Raw genomic sequence first — 18,799 nt, 5'->3', positions numbered from 1 at the left:
ATGAGCGAGACTCCCGCGGCCGACCGCTTCTCCGATGAACAGAGCCCGCGCCGGCTCCACCGTTCTGCGGTGATCCACCGCGGGTACGTGTGGGACGTCGTCGAGGAGACCTTCAGCCTCGACGACGGCGGAGAGGAAATCACCCGGGAGTACATCGACCACCCTGGCGCGGTGGCAGTGCTGGCGATGGATGAGCAGGATCGGATCCTGCTCATCCGCCAGTACCGCCACCCCGCCCGGATGGTGCTCTGGGAGATCCCGGCCGGGCTGCTGGACGAGCCCGGCGAGGACTTCGTGGAGGCGGCGGCGCGCGAACTGGCCGAGGAAGCCGACCTGACTGCGGGGGAGTGGAACGTCCTGGCCGACCTGTTCCTCTCCCCGGGATCCTCAAGCGAGGCCCTGCGGATCTACCTCGCGCGCGGCATCGGCTCCGTGCCCGAGGCCGACCGGCACACCCGCACCCACGAGGAAGCGGAGATCGAACTGCTGTGGGTGCCCCTGAACGAAGCCGTCACGGCGGTCCTTGAGGGCCGGATGCACAGCCCGTCCGCTGCGGCAGCCGTCCTGGCGGCCCATGCCGCCCGCGCCGACGGCTATGCGCGCCTGCGCCCCGCGGACGCGCCCTGGCCGGAACACCCAAGCCAGCACGGCACGTGGCCGCACGGCGCGGTCCTGCGGGACTGATCGTGCCGGCAGCAGCGGAAAAAACCGCAGGGGACGAGTTCCAGGCCACCCGGCCGGGCCGGCTGATCAATGAATACCTTCAGCATATGGCCGTGGAACGGGGCCTGTCCGCGAACACCCTTGCGGCCTACCGGCGCGACCTGCTGCGCTACCACCGCTTCCTGCAGGCCAGCGGCATCGACGACATCTCAAGGATCACCCGTCGTGACGTGACCGGCTTCGCGCAGGCCGTCGCAACCGGCTCGGACGGCCAGTCGCCGCTGAGCCCGAGGTCGGCGGCCCGCACCGTAGTGGCCGTCCGCGGACTCCACCGCTTCTGGGCGCTTGAGGGGATGAGCGAGACAGACCCGGCCCGGGACGTCCATCCGCCGGCCGCCGGCCAGCGCCTTCCCAAGGCAATCTCCGTGGACGAGGTTTTCCGCATCCTCGAAGCCGTCGACACTTCGACCCCCTCGGGCCAGCGGGACCGCGCCCTGCTCGAATTCCTCTACTCGACCGGGGCGCGGATCAGCGAGGCCGTCGGGCTCGACGTCGACGACGTGTCGGTCGACGAGGCGCTCAGCGGCCCCGCCGTCGTCCGGCTGTTCGGCAAGGGCTCCAAGGAACGGCTCGTGCCGCTGGGCTCCTACGCCGCGAAGGCCATCGACTCCTACCTGGTGCGCGGCCGGCCGGCACTCTCCGGCAAGGGCAAGGGCGGGCCGGGCCTGTTCCTCAACATGCGCGGCGGGCGGCTGAGCCGCCAGAGCGCCTGGACCATCCTGAAGGCTGCGGCCGGGAAGGCACAGGTCACCCGTGAGGTTTCACCGCACACCCTGCGGCACTCCTTTGCCACCCACCTGCTCGAAGGCGGCGCCGACGTCCGCGTCGTCCAGGAACTGCTCGGACACGCCTCGGTGACCACGACGCAGGTCTACACACTGGTGACGGCCGAGACGCTGCGCGAAGTGTATGCGGCCTCCCACCCCCGGGCCTTCGGCTGAGCGGGCAGCTGATGCCTTCAAGCGGCGGCTCCGCCGCTCTGCCACCCGACCCCCTGCTATCTGACCGCATGCCATCAGCGTCCGCCCCTGAGGTGCCGGCGCCCGGCGAGCCCCTGCCCGCCGGGGCGTTCCGTCCGGTGGTGCTGTGCTTCCTGTTCCGTTCCGCCGCCGGTCGCCGGGAGGTGCTGCTGGGCCTCAAGCACCAGGGCTTCGGCACCGGGCGGATCGTCGCCCTCGGCGGGAAGCTCGAGCCGGGGGAGACCCCCGCCCAGGCCGCCGTGCGCGAGGTGGCCGAGGAGTCCGGCCTGCTCGTGGAGGAGGCCGACCTGGGGTTCCTCGGCGAAGTGACCTGGGACTTTCCGGCCAACCCGGCGTGGAACATGCGGGCCTGGATCTTCACGGCCGACCGTTTCACCGGGGATGCCGGTCTCAGCGACGAAATCACCCCGGAGTGGTTCCCGGTGACGGCGCCGCCCTGGGACGGCATGTGGGAGGACGCCGCCCACTGGCTGCCGCGTGTGCTCGCGCGGGAGCCCTTCAGCGCCGACATCGTCCTTGACGCCCACAGCGTCGGTGTGGCTTCCGCCTCCGTGAGTCCCGACCGGGCGGGCGGGACCGACGGGACGCCGGAGCGGCCGATCGCTCAGGGGACGTGACGTTCCTCCGGCCCGTTGTAGGCGCTCAGCGGCCGGATCAGTGAGTTGGACTCGAGCTGCTCCATGATGTGGGCGGTCCACCCCGTGATGCGGGCGGCGATGAACAGCGGAGTGAACATCTCCGTGTCGAATCCCATCAGGTGGTAGGTCGGCCCGGCCGGGTAGTCGAGGTTCGGCTTGATTCCCTTGGCCTCCTCCATGGCGGTCTCAAGCCCGCTGTAGAGGCCCAGGATCTCGTCCCGGCCGTAGTAGCGGATCATGGCATCCAGCGCCGCCTTCATGGTGGGGACGCGCGAGTCACCGTTCTTGTAGACCCGGTGCCCAAAGCCCATGACCTTCTTCTTCTGCGCCAGGGCGTCCTCCATCCAGGCCTTGGCCCTGGCCGCGGCGTCCTCCGCCGGCTCGTCCTCGCGGATCCCGATCTCCTCGAAGGTATGCATCACCGCCTCGTTCGCGCCGCCGTGCAGCGGGCCCTTCAAGGCGCCGATCGCCCCGGTGACCGCGGAGTGCAGGTCGGACAGGGTCGAGGTGATGACCCGCGCGGTGAACGTCGAGGCGTTGAAGGAGTGCTCGGCGTAGAGCACCATCGAGATGTTGAAGGCCTCGACGACCTCGGGCGGTGCCTCCTCGCCGAAGGTCATCCACAGGAAGTTCGCGGCGTACCCGAGATCCTCCCGCGGCTCCACCACGTCAAGGCCCCGGCGGCGCCGCTGGTCATAGGCGACGACGGCGGGGAAGGCGGCGAAGAGCGCGGCGGCCTTCTCGAGGTTCGCCTGGCGGGAGTTGTCCCCGGCCAGCGGGTGCCCGGCGCCGAGCACCGACACCGCGGTCCGCCCGACATCCATCGGGTGGCTCGTCAGGGGCAGCAGGTCGATGACCTGCCGGACGTTTCCGGGCAGGGCCCGGCCGGCGCGCTCGAACGCCGTGAATTCAGCCAGTTCCTCCGTGCCGGGCAGTTCGCCGTGCCACAGCAGCCACGCCACCTCCTCGAAGGAGCATCGAGCGGCGAGCTCCTGGACCGGGTATCCGCGGTACAGCAGGGAGTTGGTCTCCGGGTTCACCTTCGAGACGGAGGTGTAGTCGACAGTCACCCCTGCCAGGCCCTTGTGGATCTCGGGTGCGGCCGGGGGAGCTGGCTGGGTGCTGGTCAAATCGAACTCCTTCGGTGGAAACACGGTGCCGGCGGAAGGTCCGCTAGCGCCCGTCGGGAACCTGGAAATTGAAGACTGACGTATCGAACCTGTTGTAGCCCTCGTAGTCCACCAGTTCGTACAGGCGGGCCCGGGTCTGCATCTCCGGGACCGCCTGCTGCTGGGTGCCGTTGGCCCGGATGGAGTCCAGCGTACGCTCCGCGGCGCCCATGGCACTGCGCAGCAAGGTGACCGGATAGATAACAATATTGACCCCCGCGTCGTGGAGCTGGTCGGTGGTGAACAGCTCGCTCTTGCCGAACTCGGTCATGTTGGCGAGGATCGGCACATCCACGGCCGCCCGGATGGCTCGAAACTCCTCGAGGTCGCGCATGGCCTCCGGGAAGATCGCGTCGGCGCCGGCGTCGACGAGCGCCCGCGCGCGGTCCTGGGCGGCGCGCAGCGAGTCGGTGCCGCGGATGTCGGTGCGGGCCATGACCAGGAAGTTCGGGTCGCGGCGCGCGTCGACCGCCGCGCGGATCCGCTTCGCGGCGGTGTCGAGATCCACGACCTGCTTCCCGTCGAGGTGTCCGCACCGCTTGGGGTTGAACTGGTCCTCGATGTGGCAGCCGGCCAGGCCGGCGTTCTCGAGTTCCTGCACCGTGCGTGCGACGTTCATCGGCTCCCCGAAGCCGGTGTCGGCGTCGACGATCGAGGGGAGGTCGGTCATCCGGGCGATCTGCCCGGCCCGCTGCGCCACTTCGGTGAGGGTGGTGAGGCCGATATCGGGCAGGCCGAGCTCGGCGGCGAGCACCGCCCCGGAGATGTAGACGCCGTCGAATCCCTTGTCCTCGATCAGGCGGGCGGAGAGGGGGTTGAAGGCACCGGGGAACTGCTGCAGGGTGCCGGAGGCGAGCCCCGCACGCAGCGCGGCTCGCTTCGATTCGGGGGTGGTGGCTGAATACAGCATGGCGTCCTTCCTAGAACAGGCCGCCGCGGGCCGCGGCGGTGTCGATCAGGCCGGGGCGGGCCCGGAGGTTCAGCGAGGAGAGCGAGCCGGCGGGAAGCTCGGGCAGGCGCCCGACGACGTCCAGGAACCGCTCGACCTCGGAGTCTTCGGCGACACCGGCCGCCAGGGTGCGGAACTTCTCGATGTACTGGGCCCGGCCGAACGGGCGCGCCCCGAGCGGGTGGGCATCGGCGACGGCGATCTCGTCGGAGACCACCCGCCCGTCGGTCAGCGTGATGTCGACGCGGCCGCCGAAGGCCTTCTCCGTGATGTCGAGGGAGTGGTAGCGGCGGGTCCACTCGGGGTCTTCGGTCGTCTCGACCTTCCGCCACAGCTCGACGGTGTCGGGACGGTTGGCGCGCTCCGGGGCGTAGGAGCGCTCGTGGTGCCAGGCGCCGTCCTGCAGCGCCACGGCGAAGATGTACGGGATGGAGTGATCGAGCGTCTCCCGGGAAGCCGAGGGGTCGTACTTCTGCGGGTCGTTGGCCCCCGAGCCAATGACGTAGTGGGTGTGGTGGGAGGTGGAGAGCAGAATCCCGCGCACATTGGCGGGGTCCCGAAGCTCCGGGTGGGCCGCGTGAAGGCGCCGTGCCAGGTCGATCCAGGCCTGGGCCTGGTATTCGGCCGAATGTTCCTTGGTGTAGGTGTCGAGGATGGCCCGCTTCGGCTCGCCCGGCGCGGGCAGGGGCACCTCGTAGCGGGCCTCGGGCCCGTCGAGGAGCCAGGCGATCACGCCGTCCTCACCCTCGTAGATGGGGGTGGGGGAGGTCTGGCCGCGCATGGCCCGGTCCACGGCCTCGATGGCCATCTTCCCGGCGAAGGCCGGTGCGTAGGCCTTCCAGGTTGAGATTTCGCCCTTGCGGGACTGCCGGGTGGCGGTGGTGGTGTGAAGGGCCTGCCCGACGGCGTGGAAGATGGTGTCCGGATCGAGGCCGAGGAGGGTGCCGAGCCCCGCGGCGGCCGAGGGGCCGAGGTGGGCCACGTGGTCGATCTTGTGCTTGTGAAGGCTGATGGCCTTCACGAGATCGACCTGGACCTCATAGCCGGTCACGATGCCGCGCAGCAGCGCCTCCCCGGAGGCCCCGGTGTGCTGGGCCGCGGCCAGCAGGGGAGGGATGTTGTCGCCGGGGTGGGAGTAGTCGGCGGCGAGGAACGTGTCGTGGTAGTCGAGCTCGCGCACCGCCACCCCGTTGGCCCAGGCAGCCCATTCGGGGGAGGAGGGGGTGTCAACGCCGAACACAGATGCCCCGCGGCCCGAGGCGGGAGCGCTGTGGCTCGCCGCCTGCGCACGGGCAGCGCTCACCGGCGCCCGGGTGAGCGAGGCGAGTGCCACCGAGGCGTTGTCGATGATCCGGTTGATCACCATGTCGGCGGCCTCAGGGGTGACGGCGACCGGATCGGCTGCGACCTGCGCGATGCGGTACGCCAGCTGGCCCTCCTTGGGCAGGTTATCCTCGCTGCGGTGGACTCGAACGGGGTGGAGCTCCATGGTGCTTCCTTTCGGGGTTCAGGCGCCGAGCGGTCCGGGGACCGAAGCCTGGAGGTGGTGGAGGCTGTTGGAAAGGTGGATGGTCACGGCGGCCGCGGCGAGTTCGGCGTTCCCCCGGGCGACCGCCTCGGCGATCTGGCGGTGTTCGCCGGCGGAGGCGAGCAGCCGGTCCGGGTTGTCGCGGGCCAGACGGCGGGCGCGCACGAGGTGGGTCCGGAGCTGGCGCTGGGCCTGCACCAGGTACGGGTTGGCGGCGGCTTCGTCGATGGCGGCGTCGAGCTCGGCGACCAGCCCGTAGTAGGCGTGCTGGTCGGTGCCGCCGGAGGAGATCAGGGCGCCCGCGGCCTCGAAGCGTTCGGCCAGGTCATCGAAGGCCGCCGGGTCTCGCCGGGCCGCGGCGAGGCGGGCCGCTGCACATTCGAGGGGAAGGCGGACCTCGAAGAGGTCGGCGACACCGGCCAGGGACACCCCGGTCACGACCACGCCGCGGCCGGAATGCGCGGCCGCCAGCCCCTCGGCCACAAGCCGCGAGAGGGCCTCCCGAAGCGGCGTGCGGGAAATGCCCAACCGGCGGGCCTGCTCAACCTCGGCCAGGAGCGTCCCCGGGGGAAGGCGCCACTCGAGGATGTCCGCGCGCAGCGACCCGTATGCCCTGTCACTTGCGCGCATCGGAGTCCTCCCGGAAGGCTTGGGGTGCTGATCGCAGCCCTCCGCTCAATGTATACACTGAACGTGGTGGTCCGCAAGAACACGGGCACGCAACGGTTTAGCGAGGCATCTTTGTATACAGAGTGCCCTTATCGCGCCCACCGGTCCTCGAATTCCGGCCGACCGGGGATTCGTACCGGGAGCCGTGCCGCTCGGGCTGACCGTCGGCGAGGTACTCGAGGTACTCGAGGTACCGGCGGGCGGTCACTCCCGACAGATCCAGAGTCCGAGCCACGCCGGACAGTGGTCATCCACCCGCAACTTTCGACCTCAGGTTGAACCTCAAGGCTCGCGCCCCGCCGGGGTCCTCGTGCACCGAGGGCGTGCCGGCCGGTTGTAACGTTGACCAAAGGATTAGCTCAAAAAGCAATGTAGAGATACAAACGGAAGCGTGGAGAAATACGTGAGTAGCGAACAGGGTTCCACAACTCTGCAGAACGCCACCCCTGAACTAGGGCCGACCGGACGTCCGGTGACCTTATTTCCCGAGCCGGCAGTCCTCGATTCCCACGGCCCAGCCCGCATCATCGCCATGGTGAACCAGAAGGGCGGTGTCGGCAAGACGACGTCCACCATCAACCTCGGGGCCGCGCTCGCCGAGGCCGGGCGGCGCGTGCTCCTTGTTGATTTCGACCCGCAGGGCGCGCTGTCCGCCGGGCTCGGCACCAACCCCCATGAGCTCGACGTCACGGTGTACAACGTCCTCATGGACCGCAAGGTCGACATCCGGGACGCCATCCACACGACGGCCTTCGAGAATGTCGACCTGCTGCCGGCGAACATCGACCTGTCCGCGGCCGAGGTCCAACTGGTCAACGAGGTCGCCCGCGAACAGGTGCTCGACCGGGCCCTGCGCAAGGTCTCCGACGATTACGACGTCATCCTGATCGACTGCCAGCCCTCGCTGGGACTGCTCACGGTCAATGCGCTGACCGCCGCCCACGGCGTCATCATTCCGCTGATCTGCGAATTCTTCGCCCTGCGCGCTGTCGCCCTGCTCGTTGAGACCATCGAGAAGGTCCAGGACCGGCTCAACCCGCGGCTGCAGGTCGACGGTGTGCTCGCGACTATGTACGACGCCCGGACCCTCCACAGTCGGGAGGTCATCGCGCGGCTCGTGGAGGCCTTCGGCGAGAAGGTCTTCGAGACGGTGATCAAACGCACCATCAAGTTCGCCGATGCCACGGTGGCCGCCGAGCCGATCACCACCTACGCGGGCAACCACCCGGGGGCCGACGCCTACCGCAGGCTCGCCAAGGAACTGATCGCCAGGGGCGGCGCGCCCTGATGACCCCCCGCCATGGGCAGCACGGCTGAGGGCGCGCACCCTCCGCCGCTGACGGCGGGGCTGCCGGAGAATCCGCCAGCGGCAGGCAAGGCGGTCTTCGAGGTCCGCCTGACCAACTTCTCCGGCCCCTTCGACCTCCTGCTGGGTCTGATCAGCAAACGGGAGCTGGACATCACGGAGATCGCCCTCGCCGAGGTCACCGACGAGTTCATCTCCCATATCCGCAGGATGCAGGCCGAGCACGGTTCCTGGGCGCTCGACGAGGCCAGCGAGTTCCTCGTTGTCGCCGCGACGCTCCTCGACCTCAAGGCGGCACGGCTCCTGCCGCGCGGCGAGGTGGAGGACGACGAGGACATTGCGCTGCTTGAGGCCCGCGACCTGCTGTTCGCGCGCCTGCTGCAGTACCGGGCGTTCAAGGAGATTTCGCGCCAGCTCGCCGAACGGTTCGAGACCGAAGGGGACAGGTACCCCCGGGACACCCCGCTTGAGCCGGCCTTCACGGCGCTGCTTCCCGACCTGGTCTGGACCACCACGGCGGAGGACCTCGCTGCGTTGGCTGCTGCTGCGCTGCAGCCCCGGGAGGCCGTTCCGGAGGGCGTGCGGGTAGACCACCTCCACGGATCGGCGGTCAGCATCCGGGAGGAGGCAGGCCTGCTCGAGGCCCACCTGCGGAACGCCGGATCGCTGTCCTTCGGGGAGCTCACCGCCGACGCCGCGGAGACCCTGGTGGTCGTGGTGCGGTTCCTCGCACTCCTGGAGATGTTCCGCGACGGGGTGGTTTCCTTCGACCAGGACGAGCCGCTCGGGGAGCTGCGCATCCGCTGGTCGGGCGGCGATGAGCCCTTCCCGGCTGACAGCATCGGTGCTGACTTCGGTGCGGGTTACGGTCCGGAGTCAGTGGGGCCCGGTACCGTGGAGTCGACGCAGCAGTGAGCCTGGTCCCGGCAGGGGACCAGGAGCCGCTGGGCCTGGAGCCACCAGGCCTGGATGCCCTCGGCCGCGAGCCGGCGGCCCCATCGGATCCCGCGCCCGCGGCGGCTCAGCAGCTGCCCAGCGCGGGGGAGAGCACAACACGAAAGGACATCCAGTGACCGGTACCGATCTCGACGAGGCCGCCCCCACCGGAGCAGAAGCCGCTGCGGCCGAGGCCTTTTCCGCCGCCGAACAGCCCGGTGGACTGAAGGCGGCCCTCGAAGCGGTGCTCATGGTCGTTGAGAATCCGGTGACCGAGCAGGAACTTGCGCAGGCACTCGCCGTGGGCGCCGAGGAGGTTCGGGCGATGCTCGTGAACCTCCAGCAGGAGTACGACGGTTATACTGTGAAGGGCCCGAAGAGTGCCGATGATCCTCAACCCCGTGGTTTTGAGCTGCGCAACGTCGGCGGCGGGTGGCGCATCTACTCCCGGAGCTGGTTCGCTCCGGTGGTTTCGGCCTTCGTTTTGGGCGGCCAGTCATCACGGCTTTCCCAGGCCGCGCTGGAGACCCTGGCGGTCATTGCCTACCGCCAGCCCGTATCGCGGGCACGGGTATCGGCAATCCGTGCGGTGAACGTCGATTCGGTGGTGCGCACGTTGACCCAGCGGGCGTTGATCGCCGCCGTCGGAACCGACCCGGAGACCGGGGCAGTCCTTTATGGGACCACCCCGCATTTTCTGGAAAGATTAGGACTCGGCAGCGTAGCCGAGCTGCCGCGGCTTTCGCCCCACCTGCCCGGCCTCGAAAACCTTGGGGACTATGAAGACACAACTTACTGAAAACGCTGACCAGAAGGACTCTTAATGACACAGGCGCCAGGATCCGGCTCCGGACGGAACGACGCTCGAGGTGGCGGCAGGTCCACTGGTAGGCCAACAGGTGGTACGGGCCGTGGACGCTCCGGCGGCGGTTACGAGCGCTCCGGAGGCGCCGCACGTCCCCAGCGTGATGACCGCCCCCAGCGCGACGAGCGGGCCGAGCGCCCTCAGCGTGATGACCGCCCCCAGCGCGCGGGAACTGGAGCCGGGCGCGGACGCTCCACCGAGGGCCGCCACGCCGCAGGGCGTCCCGCCCAGGGCCGTCCCGCCGGTGACGCACGCGGTGCGGGCCGTCCCACGGGCGAGCGTTCGGGCCGTCCCGCCGGTGATGCACGTGGTGCGGGCCGTCCCACGGGCGAGCGTTCGGGCCGTCCCGCCGGTGATGCACGTGGTGCTGGCCGTCCGGGGGAGGCGCGGCGCGATTCCGGCTACCGGGGCACCGGAAACCCCGCCGCCGACCGATACGCGGCCAAGAAGTCAGGCGCCGGGAAGCCTCGACAGAAGCCATCGGGCCCCCGTGCCTTTGGCGGAGAGCGCTTCGGCAAGGACCTGGGTCCGGTACGCCGTCCCAAGGCCGCCCGCACCACCCGTCCCGCCGACGAACTCGACATGCACAACCCCGACGGCGTGCGGCTCCAGAAGGTCATGGCCTCGGCAGGGGTCGCCTCCCGCCGCGTCTGCGAGGAGATGATCCTCGACGGCAGGGTCGAGGTGGACGGCACCATCGTGCGCGAACTCGGTGTCCGGGTGGTCCCGTCCGAGGTGTCAATCCACGTCGACGGCATGCGCCTCCAGCTCAACGAGGACCTGAAGTACTACGTCTTCAACAAGCCGCGCGGCGTCATCTCCACCATGGAGGACCCCGAGGGCCGTCCGAGCATCGGGAACTTCCTCAAGAACAAGAACAAGAACGAGCGGCTGTTCCACGTCGGCCGGCTCGACGCCGAAACCGAGGGACTCCTGCTCCTCACCAACGACGGCGAGCTCACCAACCGGCTCACCCACCCGTCCTACGAAGTGCCCAAAACGTACTACGTGCAGGTCCGCGGCCCGATGGGCCCGGGCATCGGCGCCCAGATGAAGGAAGGCATCGAGCTCGAGGACGGCATCTCCAAGGTCGATTCCTTCAAGCTCATCGACTCCACGCCCGGACACATCCTCGTCGAGGTGGTGCTGCACTCGGGGAAGAACCGCGTGGTACGCCGCCTGTTCGACGCCGTCGGGCACCCCGTGGAGCGTCTTGTCCGCACCCAGATCGGCCCGATCCGCCTGAACGACCAGCGGCAGGGAAGCATCCGTGTTCTGGGCCGCCAGGAGGTCGGCCACCTCCTTGCATCGGTAGGCCTCTAGCGGATGGAACCTGCAAGGGACAACGGAACGCATCTTGCCGGTCCGGTGCTGGTGATCGGCACGGGCCTGCTCGGCGCGAGCATCGGTCTGGGGCTGCGCGCCCGCGGAGTCGACGTCGCACTCTCGGACATCTCGCCGTCGACCCAGGCGGTCGCCGTTGATATCGGCGCCGGGCGCGCCCTCGGGGATGCCTCCGGGCTCGCGCCCGAACTCGTCGTCGTGGCGGCCCCGCCCGACGTGGCCGCGGCGCTCGCCGCCTCGGCCCTCGCCGACTACCCCGGCGCCGTCGTCGTCGATATTGCGAGCGTCAAGTCGGCTGTCCTGCAGGGGGTCGAGGCAGCGGTAAGGGATCCGGCGATCCTTGAGCGCTACGTCGGCACCCACCCCATGGCCGGCCGGGAACGGTCCGGTCCCGTGGCTGCCACTGCCGAACTGTTCACCGGAATGCCCTGGGTCCTGTGCCCGGGCCCTGCCAGTTCGCCCGCCGCGGTCCGCTGCGCCGAAGCCCTCGCAGTGGATCTCGGAGCCGTGCCGGCGCGCATGTCCCCGGAGGAGCACGACGAGACGGTCGCGCTGATCTCCCACCTTCCGCAGGTGCTTTCCTCCCTCGTTGCCAGCCGGCTCGCCGACACCCCCGCACACTCCCTCGCCCTCGCAGGCAACGGGCTCCGGGACGTGACGCGCATCGCCGCCAGCGACCCCCGCCTGTGGGTACAGATCCTCTCGGCGAACGCCGAGAAGCTCGTGCGGATCCTGTACGGCGTGCGGGAGGACCTCAACCGGCTGATCGGCACCCTCGAAAATCCCGTGGCCGCCGGCGCGCGTCTCGACATGGCGCAGCTGATGGCCGAGGGAAACGCCGGCCAGGCACGCATCCCGGGCAAGCACGGCACGCCGCCGGGATCCTTCGCCCGGCTCACGGTGCTCGTCGAGGACGTGCCGGGCCAGATCGCCAGCCTCCTCACCGAAATCGGCGACATTGGGGTCAACATCGAGGACCTGCGCCTTGAGCATTCACCCGGCCGCCAGGTCGGCATGGCAGAGGTCTGGGTTGTCCCCGGCCGTCGAAACGAGCTGGCGGAGTCACTTACCGGCCGCGGCTGGAAGGTCGTTCAATGAGCGAATCCACGATCCACTCCCACTTCCGGCTCGGGAAGTCGCTGGTGGTGGCCATCGACGGTCCGTCCGGTTCCGGCAAGTCAAGCGTCAGCCGGGAGGTTGCACGCCGGCTCCACGCCGCCTACCTCGACACCGGGGCCATGTACCGCGCGGTGACGCTTCACTGCCTCTCAACCGGGATCGACCTCAAGGACGCCGCCGCCGTCGAGCACGCAGCACGGGCCATCGAGCTGTACATCAGCACGAGCCCCGACCGCGAGCTGGTCACCTTGGCCGGCGTGGATGTCACCACGGCGATCCGCGAACCCCGGGTCTCCGAAGCCGTCAGTGCCGTGGCGACGACACTCGGCGCACGGGCCGAACTGATCCGGCGCCAGCGGGCGCTGATCGCCGGTGCCGGGCACCGGATCGTCGCCGAGGGCAGGGACATCACCACCGTCGTCGCCCCCGACGCCGAGGTCCGGATCCTGCTCACCGCCAGCGAATCGGCACGCCTGCGGCGGCGCGGTGACCAGCTCGGCGGAACCCAGTCCTCGTCCCAGCTGCAGCAGCAGGTGCTCGAACGGGACGCCAAGGATTCGACGGTCGTCAATTTCCAGCAGGCCGCCGACGGGGTCGTTACCGTCGACTCGTCCGAGCTCGACTTCGAGCAGACGGTCGAAGCCGTCCTGGACGTCGTCCACACCGTCGCCCACTAGCAGTTTCGACTGAATTAAGGAAAACACTCATGAGCGGGAACCTCTCGCCCCAGGACCCCACCGGGTCCGACACTGATTTTGAACCGACCGGCGACGACCAGATCGCCGAACACCTCGACGCGCTCGATGACGCCGAAGCCGAGGTGCGCGCGGCCTCGCTGCGCGCCGGGCTGGCCGATTACGAGCTCGACGAAGAGGACGCCGCGCTGCTCGCCCAGGGGGACGAGGAGTACGACGAAGAGGCCGAACAGCGCCTCAATCCGGTGCTCGCGATCGTCGGCCGGCCCAACGTCGGAAAGTCGACGCTGGTCAACCGCATCCTCGGCCGCCGTGAGGCGGTCGTTGAGGACACCCCCGGGGTGACCCGCGACCGGGTGTCGTACCCGGCTCAGTGGAACGGGCGGAACTTCACCCTCGTCGACACCGGCGGGTGGGAGGTCGACGCCAAGGGCATCGCGGCGCGCGTCGCCGACCAGGCCGAGATCGCCGTCGACATGGCCGACGCCGTCCTCCTCGTCGTCGACGCCACCGTGGGCGCCACGGCGACCGACGAGGCGGTCGTGAAGATGCTCCGCCGGAAGAAGAAGCCGGTCATCCTCGTAGCCAATAAGGTCGACGACATCCAGAACGAGGCGGACGCCTCCTTCCTGTGGGGGCTCGGTTTCGGCCAGCCCTGGCCGGTCTCCGCCCTGCACGGCAGGGGCACGGCCGACATGCTCGACCAGGTCATTGAGATCCTGCCCGAATTCTCCGAACACGGCGGCATCGAACGCACCGGCGGCCCCCGCAGGGTGGCCCTGATCGGCCGGCCCAATGTCGGCAAGTCATCCCTCCTGAACAAGCTCGCCGGCTCGGACCGCGTCGTTGTCGACCCGCTGGCCGGCACCACCCGCGACCCGGTCGACGAAATGATCGAACTCGGCGGGCGCACCTGGCGCTTCGTCGACACCGCCGGCATCCGGCGCCGCGTGCACATGCAGCAGGGCGCCGACTTCTACGCCTCCCTGCGCACGCAGTCGGCGCTGGAGAAGGCCGAGGTCGCCGTTGTGCTGCTGGCCGTCGATGAGGTCCTCAGCGAGCAGGACGTGCGCGTCCTGAACATGGCGATCGAATCCGGCCGGGCCCTGGTCCTCGCCTTCAACAAGTGGGACCTGCTCGACGACGAGCGCCGCCGGTACCTTGAGCGCGAGATCGAGCAGGACCTCGCGCACGTCGACTGGGCGCCGCGGGTCAACATCTCCGCACTGACCGGCTGGCACAAGGACCGACTGGTACCGGCCCTTGACACCGCCCTCGAGTCCTGGGACCGCCGTATCCCCACGGGGCGGCTCAATGCGTTCCTCGGCGAGCTCGTGGCCGCCCACCCGCACCCGGTGCGCGGGGGCAAGCAGCCACGCATCCTCTTCGGCACCCAGGCCTCAAGCCGTCCGCCCAAGTTCGTGCTCTTCACCACAGGTTTCCTCGACCCGGGGTACCGGCGCTTCATCACCCGCCGCCTGCGGGAAACCTTCGGTTTCGAGGGGACACCCATCGAGGTCAGCATGCGCGTGAGGGAAAAGCGGGGACGCAAACGCTGAGCATTGTCCGGAGCCACCCGGAAAATGCTGTACAGTAATTGAGGTGGTTTGACCGGCTGGTTGAACCGATCGGGATGTGGCGCAGCTTGGTAGCGCACTTGACTGGGGGTCAAGGGGTCGCAGGTTCAAATCCTGTCATCCCGACAGAGAAAACACAGCAGGGGCCGTTTCCGGAACAACCGGAAACGGCCCCTGCTGCGTTATCCGGCGCGTTGAGCGGTGTGCTCACGACCGCCGTCCGTTCCGCCCGGCGCTGGCCGCCGCCGGAAATCCGCTCCGCGGCTAACCGCCGCCGGTGCCCTCCTCCTCGCCATCGGGTCCCGCGGTTTCCGGCCCGGTCCCTTCGCCTTCGGTCCCGGTGCCCCCGCCGCCGGTGTTGTCGGTCCCGGTTGCGCCGGCGTCCGTAGCCCCGGTTGTCGGCTCACAGGCGTCGGTACCCCGGCCCGTGCCGGTTCCATCGGCCGCCTCGGTTTCGGTGCCCGTGCCTCCGGTTTCGGTGCCATCGGTGCCCGTGCCTCCGGTTTCGGTGCCATCGGTGCCGGTGGCTGCGGTGCCGGTCGCTCCGGTGCCGGTGGCTCCGGTTTCGCCGCCTCCGGCCGCGCCGGTTTCGGTTGCGCCGGTGCCGGTGGCTCCGATCGAGGGTTGAACGCTCTCGGGATCCGTGGCCCCAGTGCCTTCGGTTTCGGTCCCGGTTCCGCCGGTCCCTCCTCCTTCCCCGCCGCGCGGCTCGCAGGACGCCTCGGCTGTCGCGGACTCAGCGGCCGGCACAGTCGGGTCCTGGGTCACCTCCTCGACGGGGTTCTCCGGGCCGGGACCGCCGGTCCCGCCACAACCAACGAGAAGCAGCGCACTCACACCCAGCGCCGCCGGGAGAGTCTTCAATTTTGTGGAGATCATATTGATCACCTCCCGCCCTGATCGCGCGGTTAACCCTAGGCAGGGATAAACCGCATGGGCAATAAATCCGGTACCGCACGGATAACTTCCTCAGGTTCGCGGGGGAGCGTATAAGGCCTTCATTCGAACCGGACGGCACGCTACCCGCCGATGATTTATGCCTATACTCGATCAGGATCGGCTCGGGCAGCGCTGCCCCTCTCCTCCCCCCGAAGAACGACGAAAGGCAATCATGAGCAACGTCCCCGAAGGCCTCTACTACACCGCCGAACACGAGTGGGTCACCGAGCCCAATGCGGCCGGCATCGTCCGGGTGGGCATCACCGACTTCGCCCAGGACGCCCTGGGCGACGTGGTGTACGTCCAGATGCCCGAGGTCGGTACTTCGGTGACCGGTGCGGACGTTGTGGGGGAGGTCGAGTCGACGAAGAGCGTCAGCGACATCTACGCTCCCGTCACCGGCGAGGTTGTTTCACGCAATGAGGGGCTCGACGACGATCCCGCCCTCATCAACTCCGATCCCTACGGCGAGGGCTGGCTGATGGAGATCAAGGTCGAGAGTGCATCGGTTGTCGAGGACTTGCTGAGTTCAACGGAATACTCACAGCAGGTAGGCTAGACACACCGGCTCTGGCAGTACTTCACGGCCAACCGGCATTGTCCGGTTGGCCGCCTAATGTGGGAGGAAACACCAATGGTTGGCGACGATAGCGCAGCCGTAAACGTCGGAGGGCACCACGAGGAGTCCCCGGAAACTACGACGATCGGCCTGCCTCCGCAGGCAGCCTTCGCGGAGGTTGAGCGGCACCTCACCAAGGAGGAACAGGCCTCGGTGGCAGCGCTGCCGGCAGGCTCCGCCCTCCTTGTGGCCCATTCCGGCCCCAACGCCGGAGCGCGGTTCCTCCTGGATGAGGACGTCACCAAGGCCGGGCGCCACCCCAATGCCGACATCTTCCTTGACGACGTCACCGTCTCCCGGCAGCACGCCGAGTTCCGCCGCACCCCCCACGGGTTCATGGTCGTCGACACCCGGAGCCTCAACGGCACCTACGTGAACAACGACCGCGTGGACAGCGTGGTGCTGCGCAGCGGCAACGAGGTCCAGATTGGCAAGTTCCGGCTTACCTTCTACGCCGCCCGCGCCACCATGGCCGGCCAGACGCCCTCCCAGCCCGCGGCACAGGCCTGATCCACTTCATGCCGACACCCCAGCCCAGCCGGCGCAGCGTCGGCATCGCCCCGGCCCATCCCGGCCCCGGAGTCCTCAATATCGGGGAAGTGCTGCGGGAGCTGGCGGCGGAGTTTCCGCAGGTCACGGCGTCCAAGATCCGGTTCCTTGAGGAAAAGGGACTGATCAGCCCGCAGCGCACCCGTGCCGGGTACCGCAAATACGCTCCCACCGACGTCGAGCGCCTGCGGTTCGTCCTTGCCCTTCAGCGCGATCAGTACCTGCCGCTGAAGGTGATCAAGGATTACGTCGACGCCATCGACCGCGGTGAACGGCCCGAGTCGCTGCCCGGGGGAATGAGCCTGTCCCCGCGGATGGTCTCGGACCAGCTGGCCCGCGAGCTCAGCTCCCACGCCCGCAGGCTCACCGCGGAGACCCTCGCGGCCGAGGCCAAGGCCCCCCGCCGCCTGGTCGACGACCTGGTCAGCTTCGGGCTGATCGCCCCGGTGGAGGGCCGGTTCGACGAGCATGCCCTGAAGGTCACCCAGGCCTGCGTCCAGCTCGAGAGCCACGGCATCGAACCCCGCCACCTGCGCCCCTTCCGGGCCGCCGCCGACCGCGAGCTCGGACTGGTCGAACGCGTCGTCGCCCCGGTGGCCTCCCGCCGCGACGTGGCCTCGAAGGCCCGGGCGGCCGAAACCGCCCGCGAGATCAGCGAATTGTGCCTCAACCTTCACAGCGCCCTGGTTTACTCTCAGATAGCCAGAATGGACAGTTAGGCCGGCCATGATCGAAGTCGAAGTTGTCGGAGTTCGAATTGAGCTGCCCTCCAACCAGCCCCTTGTGCTGCTGAAGGAACTGACGGGGGAGCGGCACATCCCCATCTGGATCGGGGCACCTGAGGCCAGTGCCATTGCGTTCGTCCAGCAGGGCATCGTCCCGCCCCGGCCGATGACCCACGACCTTCTCGTCAGCGTTGTCGCCGCCGCGGGGCGTGCCATCACCGAGGTTCGCATCGTCGCAGTGCAGGACACCGTCTTCCACGCGGAACTCGTGCTCGACGACGGTACCCGGGTCAGCTCCCGTGCCTCCGACGCCCTGGCCGTCGCCCTGCGCGTCCCCTGCAGCATCTACTGCGCGGAGCAGGTCCTCGATGCAGCCGGTGTGGAGATCGCCGACCCCGAGGCCGACGACGAGGAAACCGGCGATCAGGAAACGGCCGAGAAGGAACTCAAGCAGTTCCGCGAATTCCTCGCCGACGTCGAGCCCGAGGATTTCGAGCCCTGACCGCCCGACACGCAAATCTTCGAGGCCCGCATCTTTGACCTTGTGTCCCGCGCGATCTAACGTCAAAGCATACGGTTCCCATTGCAACGGAGAGGAACTCGGGGCACACTGTAACAGAGCCCTGAGATCCGGCCTCCAGAGGCTACTTCCCCGGGAACCCAATGAGGAGGCACGCGTGAGTCCGAAGGGTGACGCCGGTAAGCTGAAAAGCCCGGCAGCGGCGGGCACTGGCATACCCTCGAGCGCCCAGGGCCTCCTGTTCACCGAAGATCTCCCCGTGCTCGACGAAGACGCCGGATACCGCGGCCCCACCGCGTGCAAGGCCGCCGGCATCACCTACCGCCAGCTCGACTACTGGGCCCGCACCGGACTCGTCGAACCGGCCGTCCGCGGAGCCTCAGGATCCGGCACGCAGCGGCTCTACGGTTTCCGCGACATCCTCGTCCTCAAGGTCGTCAAACGGCTCCTCGACACCGGGGTTTCACTCCAGCAGATCCGCACCGCCGTCGAACACCTGCGCGAACGCGGCGTTGAGGACCTCGCCCAGATCACGCTCATGAGCGACGGCGCCAGCGTCTACGAGTGCACCTCCGCCGACGAGGTCATCGACCTGGTCCAGGGCGGGCAGGGCGTCTTCGGCATCGCGGTCGGCCGGGTGTGGCGTGAGGTCGAAGGAAGCCTCGCCGCGCTCCCGAGCGAGCACGCGGCCGACCAGGATTTCCCTGACGACGAGCTCAGCAAGCGCCGCACGGCCCGCCGGATCGGCTAGGGCCGCCCCCGGCCTTCCTCGGCGAGCGGCCGGATTTACCGGCCTCCGCCGGGCTGCATCCTCTTCCCCTCACCCGCGCATCGGTGGGCTCGCGTTGACAGCGCCCTCCCCGTAGAGCATCAGACAGCGGGTATCGCCCTGTTCGAGGTGTTTTCCCGGGTCAGCCGTTTCCCGGAGAGGTGACGTAAGTCAGCGGCC

At 68.9% G+C, this 18,799-nt stretch carries 20 protein-coding genes and 1 tRNA gene; 16 read left to right on the top strand and 5 right to left on the bottom strand.

The window, feature by feature from the left end:
- The 3 genes from GVV86_RS14470 to GVV86_RS14460 all read left to right on the top strand — a co-directional run bounded on the left by GVV86_RS14470 (position 1) and on the right by GVV86_RS14460 (position 2,320).
- A complete protein-coding gene (locus tag GVV86_RS14470) occupies positions 1–684 on the top strand; it encodes an NUDIX domain-containing protein (protein WP_159803158.1) in 684 nt (227 codons plus the stop codon).
- Between the two features lie 2 nt (positions 685–686).
- Positions 687–1,664, top strand: coding sequence for a site-specific tyrosine recombinase XerD (gene xerD, locus GVV86_RS14465; protein ID WP_281406963.1), 978 nt, complete (start codon positions 687–689; stop codon positions 1,662–1,664).
- A gap of 68 nt (positions 1,665–1,732) precedes the next feature.
- A complete protein-coding gene (locus tag GVV86_RS14460) occupies positions 1,733–2,320 on the top strand; it encodes an 8-oxo-dGTP diphosphatase (protein ID WP_159803157.1) in 588 nt (195 codons plus the stop codon).
- Here GVV86_RS14460 and GVV86_RS14455 read toward each other — a convergent pair.
- The 4 genes from GVV86_RS14455 to GVV86_RS14440 are packed head-to-tail and all read right to left on the bottom strand — an operon-like array spanning position 2,308 to position 6,617.
- On the bottom strand, positions 2,308–3,471 hold the full coding sequence (locus tag GVV86_RS14455) for a bifunctional 2-methylcitrate synthase/citrate synthase (protein WP_159619056.1): 1,164 nt from the start codon (positions 3,469–3,471) through the stop codon (positions 2,308–2,310). The two genes, GVV86_RS14460 and GVV86_RS14455, sit on opposite strands and share 13 nt — an antisense overlap.
- Before the next feature lie 43 nt (positions 3,472–3,514).
- Positions 3,515–4,420 carry a methylisocitrate lyase gene (prpB, locus tag GVV86_RS14450; protein WP_159803156.1) on the bottom strand — a complete coding sequence of 302 codons (906 nt, stop codon included), beginning with the start codon at positions 4,418–4,420 and terminating at the stop codon, positions 3,515–3,517.
- A gap of 10 nt (positions 4,421–4,430) precedes the next feature.
- Positions 4,431–5,948 carry an MmgE/PrpD family protein gene (locus GVV86_RS14445; protein WP_159803155.1) on the bottom strand — a complete coding sequence of 506 codons (1,518 nt, stop codon included), beginning with the start codon at positions 5,946–5,948 and terminating at the stop codon, positions 4,431–4,433.
- An 18-nt stretch (positions 5,949–5,966) separates the two neighbouring features.
- Positions 5,967–6,617, bottom strand: coding sequence for a GntR family transcriptional regulator (locus GVV86_RS14440; protein WP_159619050.1), 651 nt, complete (start codon positions 6,615–6,617; stop codon positions 5,967–5,969).
- Between the two features lie 442 nt (positions 6,618–7,059).
- On the opposite strand from GVV86_RS14440, the gene GVV86_RS14435 reads away from it, so the two are divergent.
- From GVV86_RS14435 to GVV86_RS14400, 8 genes are all read left to right on the top strand, one after another.
- Complete coding sequence (locus GVV86_RS14435) at positions 7,060–7,944, top strand: ParA family protein (RefSeq protein WP_159619048.1); 885 nt, start codon at positions 7,060–7,062, stop codon at positions 7,942–7,944.
- 12 nt (positions 7,945–7,956) lie between these two features.
- Entirely contained in the window at positions 7,957–8,877 is a 921-nt protein-coding gene (locus GVV86_RS14430) for a segregation and condensation protein A (protein ID WP_159803154.1), read from the top strand.
- 154 nt (positions 8,878–9,031) lie between these two features.
- Positions 9,032–9,697: an SMC-Scp complex subunit ScpB gene (gene scpB / locus GVV86_RS18740; RefSeq protein WP_425483366.1), complete on the top strand. Its 666-nt coding sequence runs from the start codon at positions 9,032–9,034 to the stop codon at positions 9,695–9,697.
- Positions 9,698–9,721: 24 nt separating this feature from the next.
- On the top strand, positions 9,722–11,086 hold the full coding sequence (locus GVV86_RS18735) for a pseudouridine synthase (RefSeq protein WP_159803152.1): 1,365 nt from the start codon (positions 9,722–9,724) through the stop codon (positions 11,084–11,086).
- Positions 11,087–11,089: 3 nt separating this feature from the next.
- Positions 11,090–12,205, top strand: a complete 1,116-nt coding sequence (locus GVV86_RS14415; protein ID WP_159803151.1) for a prephenate dehydrogenase — start codon at positions 11,090–11,092, stop codon at positions 12,203–12,205.
- Positions 12,202–12,903 (top strand): (d)CMP kinase, encoded by a 702-nt coding sequence (gene cmk / locus GVV86_RS14410; protein WP_159803150.1) that lies wholly within the window; start codon positions 12,202–12,204, stop codon positions 12,901–12,903. The genes GVV86_RS14415 and cmk overlap by 4 nt, the downstream gene beginning before the upstream one ends.
- 29 nt (positions 12,904–12,932) lie before the next feature.
- A complete protein-coding gene (der, locus tag GVV86_RS14405) occupies positions 12,933–14,480 on the top strand; it encodes a ribosome biogenesis GTPase Der (protein WP_159803149.1) in 1,548 nt (515 codons plus the stop codon).
- Between the two features lie 70 nt (positions 14,481–14,550).
- A tRNA-Pro gene (locus tag GVV86_RS14400) sits at positions 14,551–14,624 on the top strand.
- 138 nt (positions 14,625–14,762) lie between these two features.
- Here GVV86_RS14400 and GVV86_RS18875 read toward each other — a convergent pair.
- A complete protein-coding gene (locus GVV86_RS18875) occupies positions 14,763–15,377 on the bottom strand; it encodes a hypothetical protein (protein WP_201291460.1) in 615 nt (204 codons plus the stop codon).
- A gap of 232 nt (positions 15,378–15,609) precedes the next feature.
- Here GVV86_RS18875 and gcvH point away from each other — a divergent pair, with 232 nt between their 5' ends.
- From gcvH to GVV86_RS14370, 5 genes are all read left to right on the top strand, one after another.
- Positions 15,610–15,996, top strand: coding sequence for a glycine cleavage system protein GcvH (gene gcvH / locus GVV86_RS14390; protein ID WP_120169741.1), 387 nt, complete (start codon positions 15,610–15,612; stop codon positions 15,994–15,996).
- 75 nt (positions 15,997–16,071) lie between these two features.
- Entirely contained in the window at positions 16,072–16,566 is a 495-nt protein-coding gene (locus GVV86_RS14385) for an FHA domain-containing protein (protein ID WP_159619034.1), read from the top strand.
- An 8-nt stretch (positions 16,567–16,574) separates the two neighbouring features.
- On the top strand, positions 16,575–17,324 hold the full coding sequence (gene ftsR / locus GVV86_RS14380) for a transcriptional regulator FtsR (protein ID WP_159619032.1): 750 nt from the start codon (positions 16,575–16,577) through the stop codon (positions 17,322–17,324).
- 7 nt (positions 17,325–17,331) lie between these two features.
- Entirely contained in the window at positions 17,332–17,832 is a 501-nt protein-coding gene (locus tag GVV86_RS14375; protein WP_159619030.1) for a bifunctional nuclease family protein, read from the top strand.
- A 175-nt stretch (positions 17,833–18,007) separates the two neighbouring features.
- On the top strand, positions 18,008–18,601 hold the full coding sequence (locus GVV86_RS14370) for a MerR family transcriptional regulator (RefSeq protein WP_120169733.1): 594 nt from the start codon (positions 18,008–18,010) through the stop codon (positions 18,599–18,601).
- Positions 18,602–18,799 lie beyond the last annotated feature (198 nt).

Origin of the sequence: Arthrobacter zhaoguopingii, from assembly GCF_009828595.1 — a bacterium.
GTDB lineage: Bacteria > Actinomycetota > Actinomycetes > Actinomycetales > Micrococcaceae > Arthrobacter_D > Arthrobacter_D zhaoguopingii.
The sequence above is the reverse complement of the archived record's forward strand: the minus strand, read 5'-3'. Positions and strand labels throughout refer to the sequence as shown.

What these genes read in the sequence shown, in the direction of transcription:
- gcvH (WP_120169741.1), top strand. Translation starts at nt 15,610, where the DNA reads ATGAGCAACGTCCCCGAAGGCCTCTACTACACCGCCGAACACGAGTGG.
- GVV86_RS18735 (WP_159803152.1), top strand. Translation starts at nt 9,722, where the DNA reads ATGACACAGGCGCCAGGATCCGGCTCCGGACGGAACGACGCTCGAGGT.
- GVV86_RS14385 (WP_159619034.1), top strand. Translation starts at nt 16,072, where the DNA reads ATGGTTGGCGACGATAGCGCAGCCGTAAACGTCGGAGGGCACCACGAG.
- GVV86_RS14460 (WP_159803157.1), top strand. Translation starts at nt 1,733, where the DNA reads ATGCCATCAGCGTCCGCCCCTGAGGTGCCGGCGCCCGGCGAGCCCCTG.
- GVV86_RS14430 (WP_159803154.1), top strand. Translation starts at nt 7,957, where the DNA reads ATGGGCAGCACGGCTGAGGGCGCGCACCCTCCGCCGCTGACGGCGGGG.
- GVV86_RS14375 (WP_159619030.1), top strand. Translation starts at nt 17,332, where the DNA reads ATGATCGAAGTCGAAGTTGTCGGAGTTCGAATTGAGCTGCCCTCCAAC.
- prpB (WP_159803156.1), bottom strand. Translation starts at nt 4,420, where the DNA reads ATGCTGTATTCAGCCACCACCCCCGAATCGAAGCGAGCCGCGCTGCGT.
- GVV86_RS14440 (WP_159619050.1), bottom strand. Translation starts at nt 6,617, where the DNA reads ATGCGCGCAAGTGACAGGGCATACGGGTCGCTGCGCGCGGACATCCTC.
- GVV86_RS14470 (WP_159803158.1), top strand. Translation starts at nt 1, where the DNA reads ATGAGCGAGACTCCCGCGGCCGACCGCTTCTCCGATGAACAGAGCCCG.
- GVV86_RS14415 (WP_159803151.1), top strand. Translation starts at nt 11,090, where the DNA reads ATGGAACCTGCAAGGGACAACGGAACGCATCTTGCCGGTCCGGTGCTG.
- der (WP_159803149.1), top strand. Translation starts at nt 12,933, where the DNA reads ATGAGCGGGAACCTCTCGCCCCAGGACCCCACCGGGTCCGACACTGAT.
- GVV86_RS14445 (WP_159803155.1), bottom strand. Translation starts at nt 5,948, where the DNA reads ATGGAGCTCCACCCCGTTCGAGTCCACCGCAGCGAGGATAACCTGCCC.
- GVV86_RS18875 (WP_201291460.1), bottom strand. Translation starts at nt 15,377, where the DNA reads ATGATCTCCACAAAATTGAAGACTCTCCCGGCGGCGCTGGGTGTGAGT.
- ftsR (WP_159619032.1), top strand. Translation starts at nt 16,575, where the DNA reads ATGCCGACACCCCAGCCCAGCCGGCGCAGCGTCGGCATCGCCCCGGCC.
- cmk (WP_159803150.1), top strand. Translation starts at nt 12,202, where the DNA reads ATGAGCGAATCCACGATCCACTCCCACTTCCGGCTCGGGAAGTCGCTG.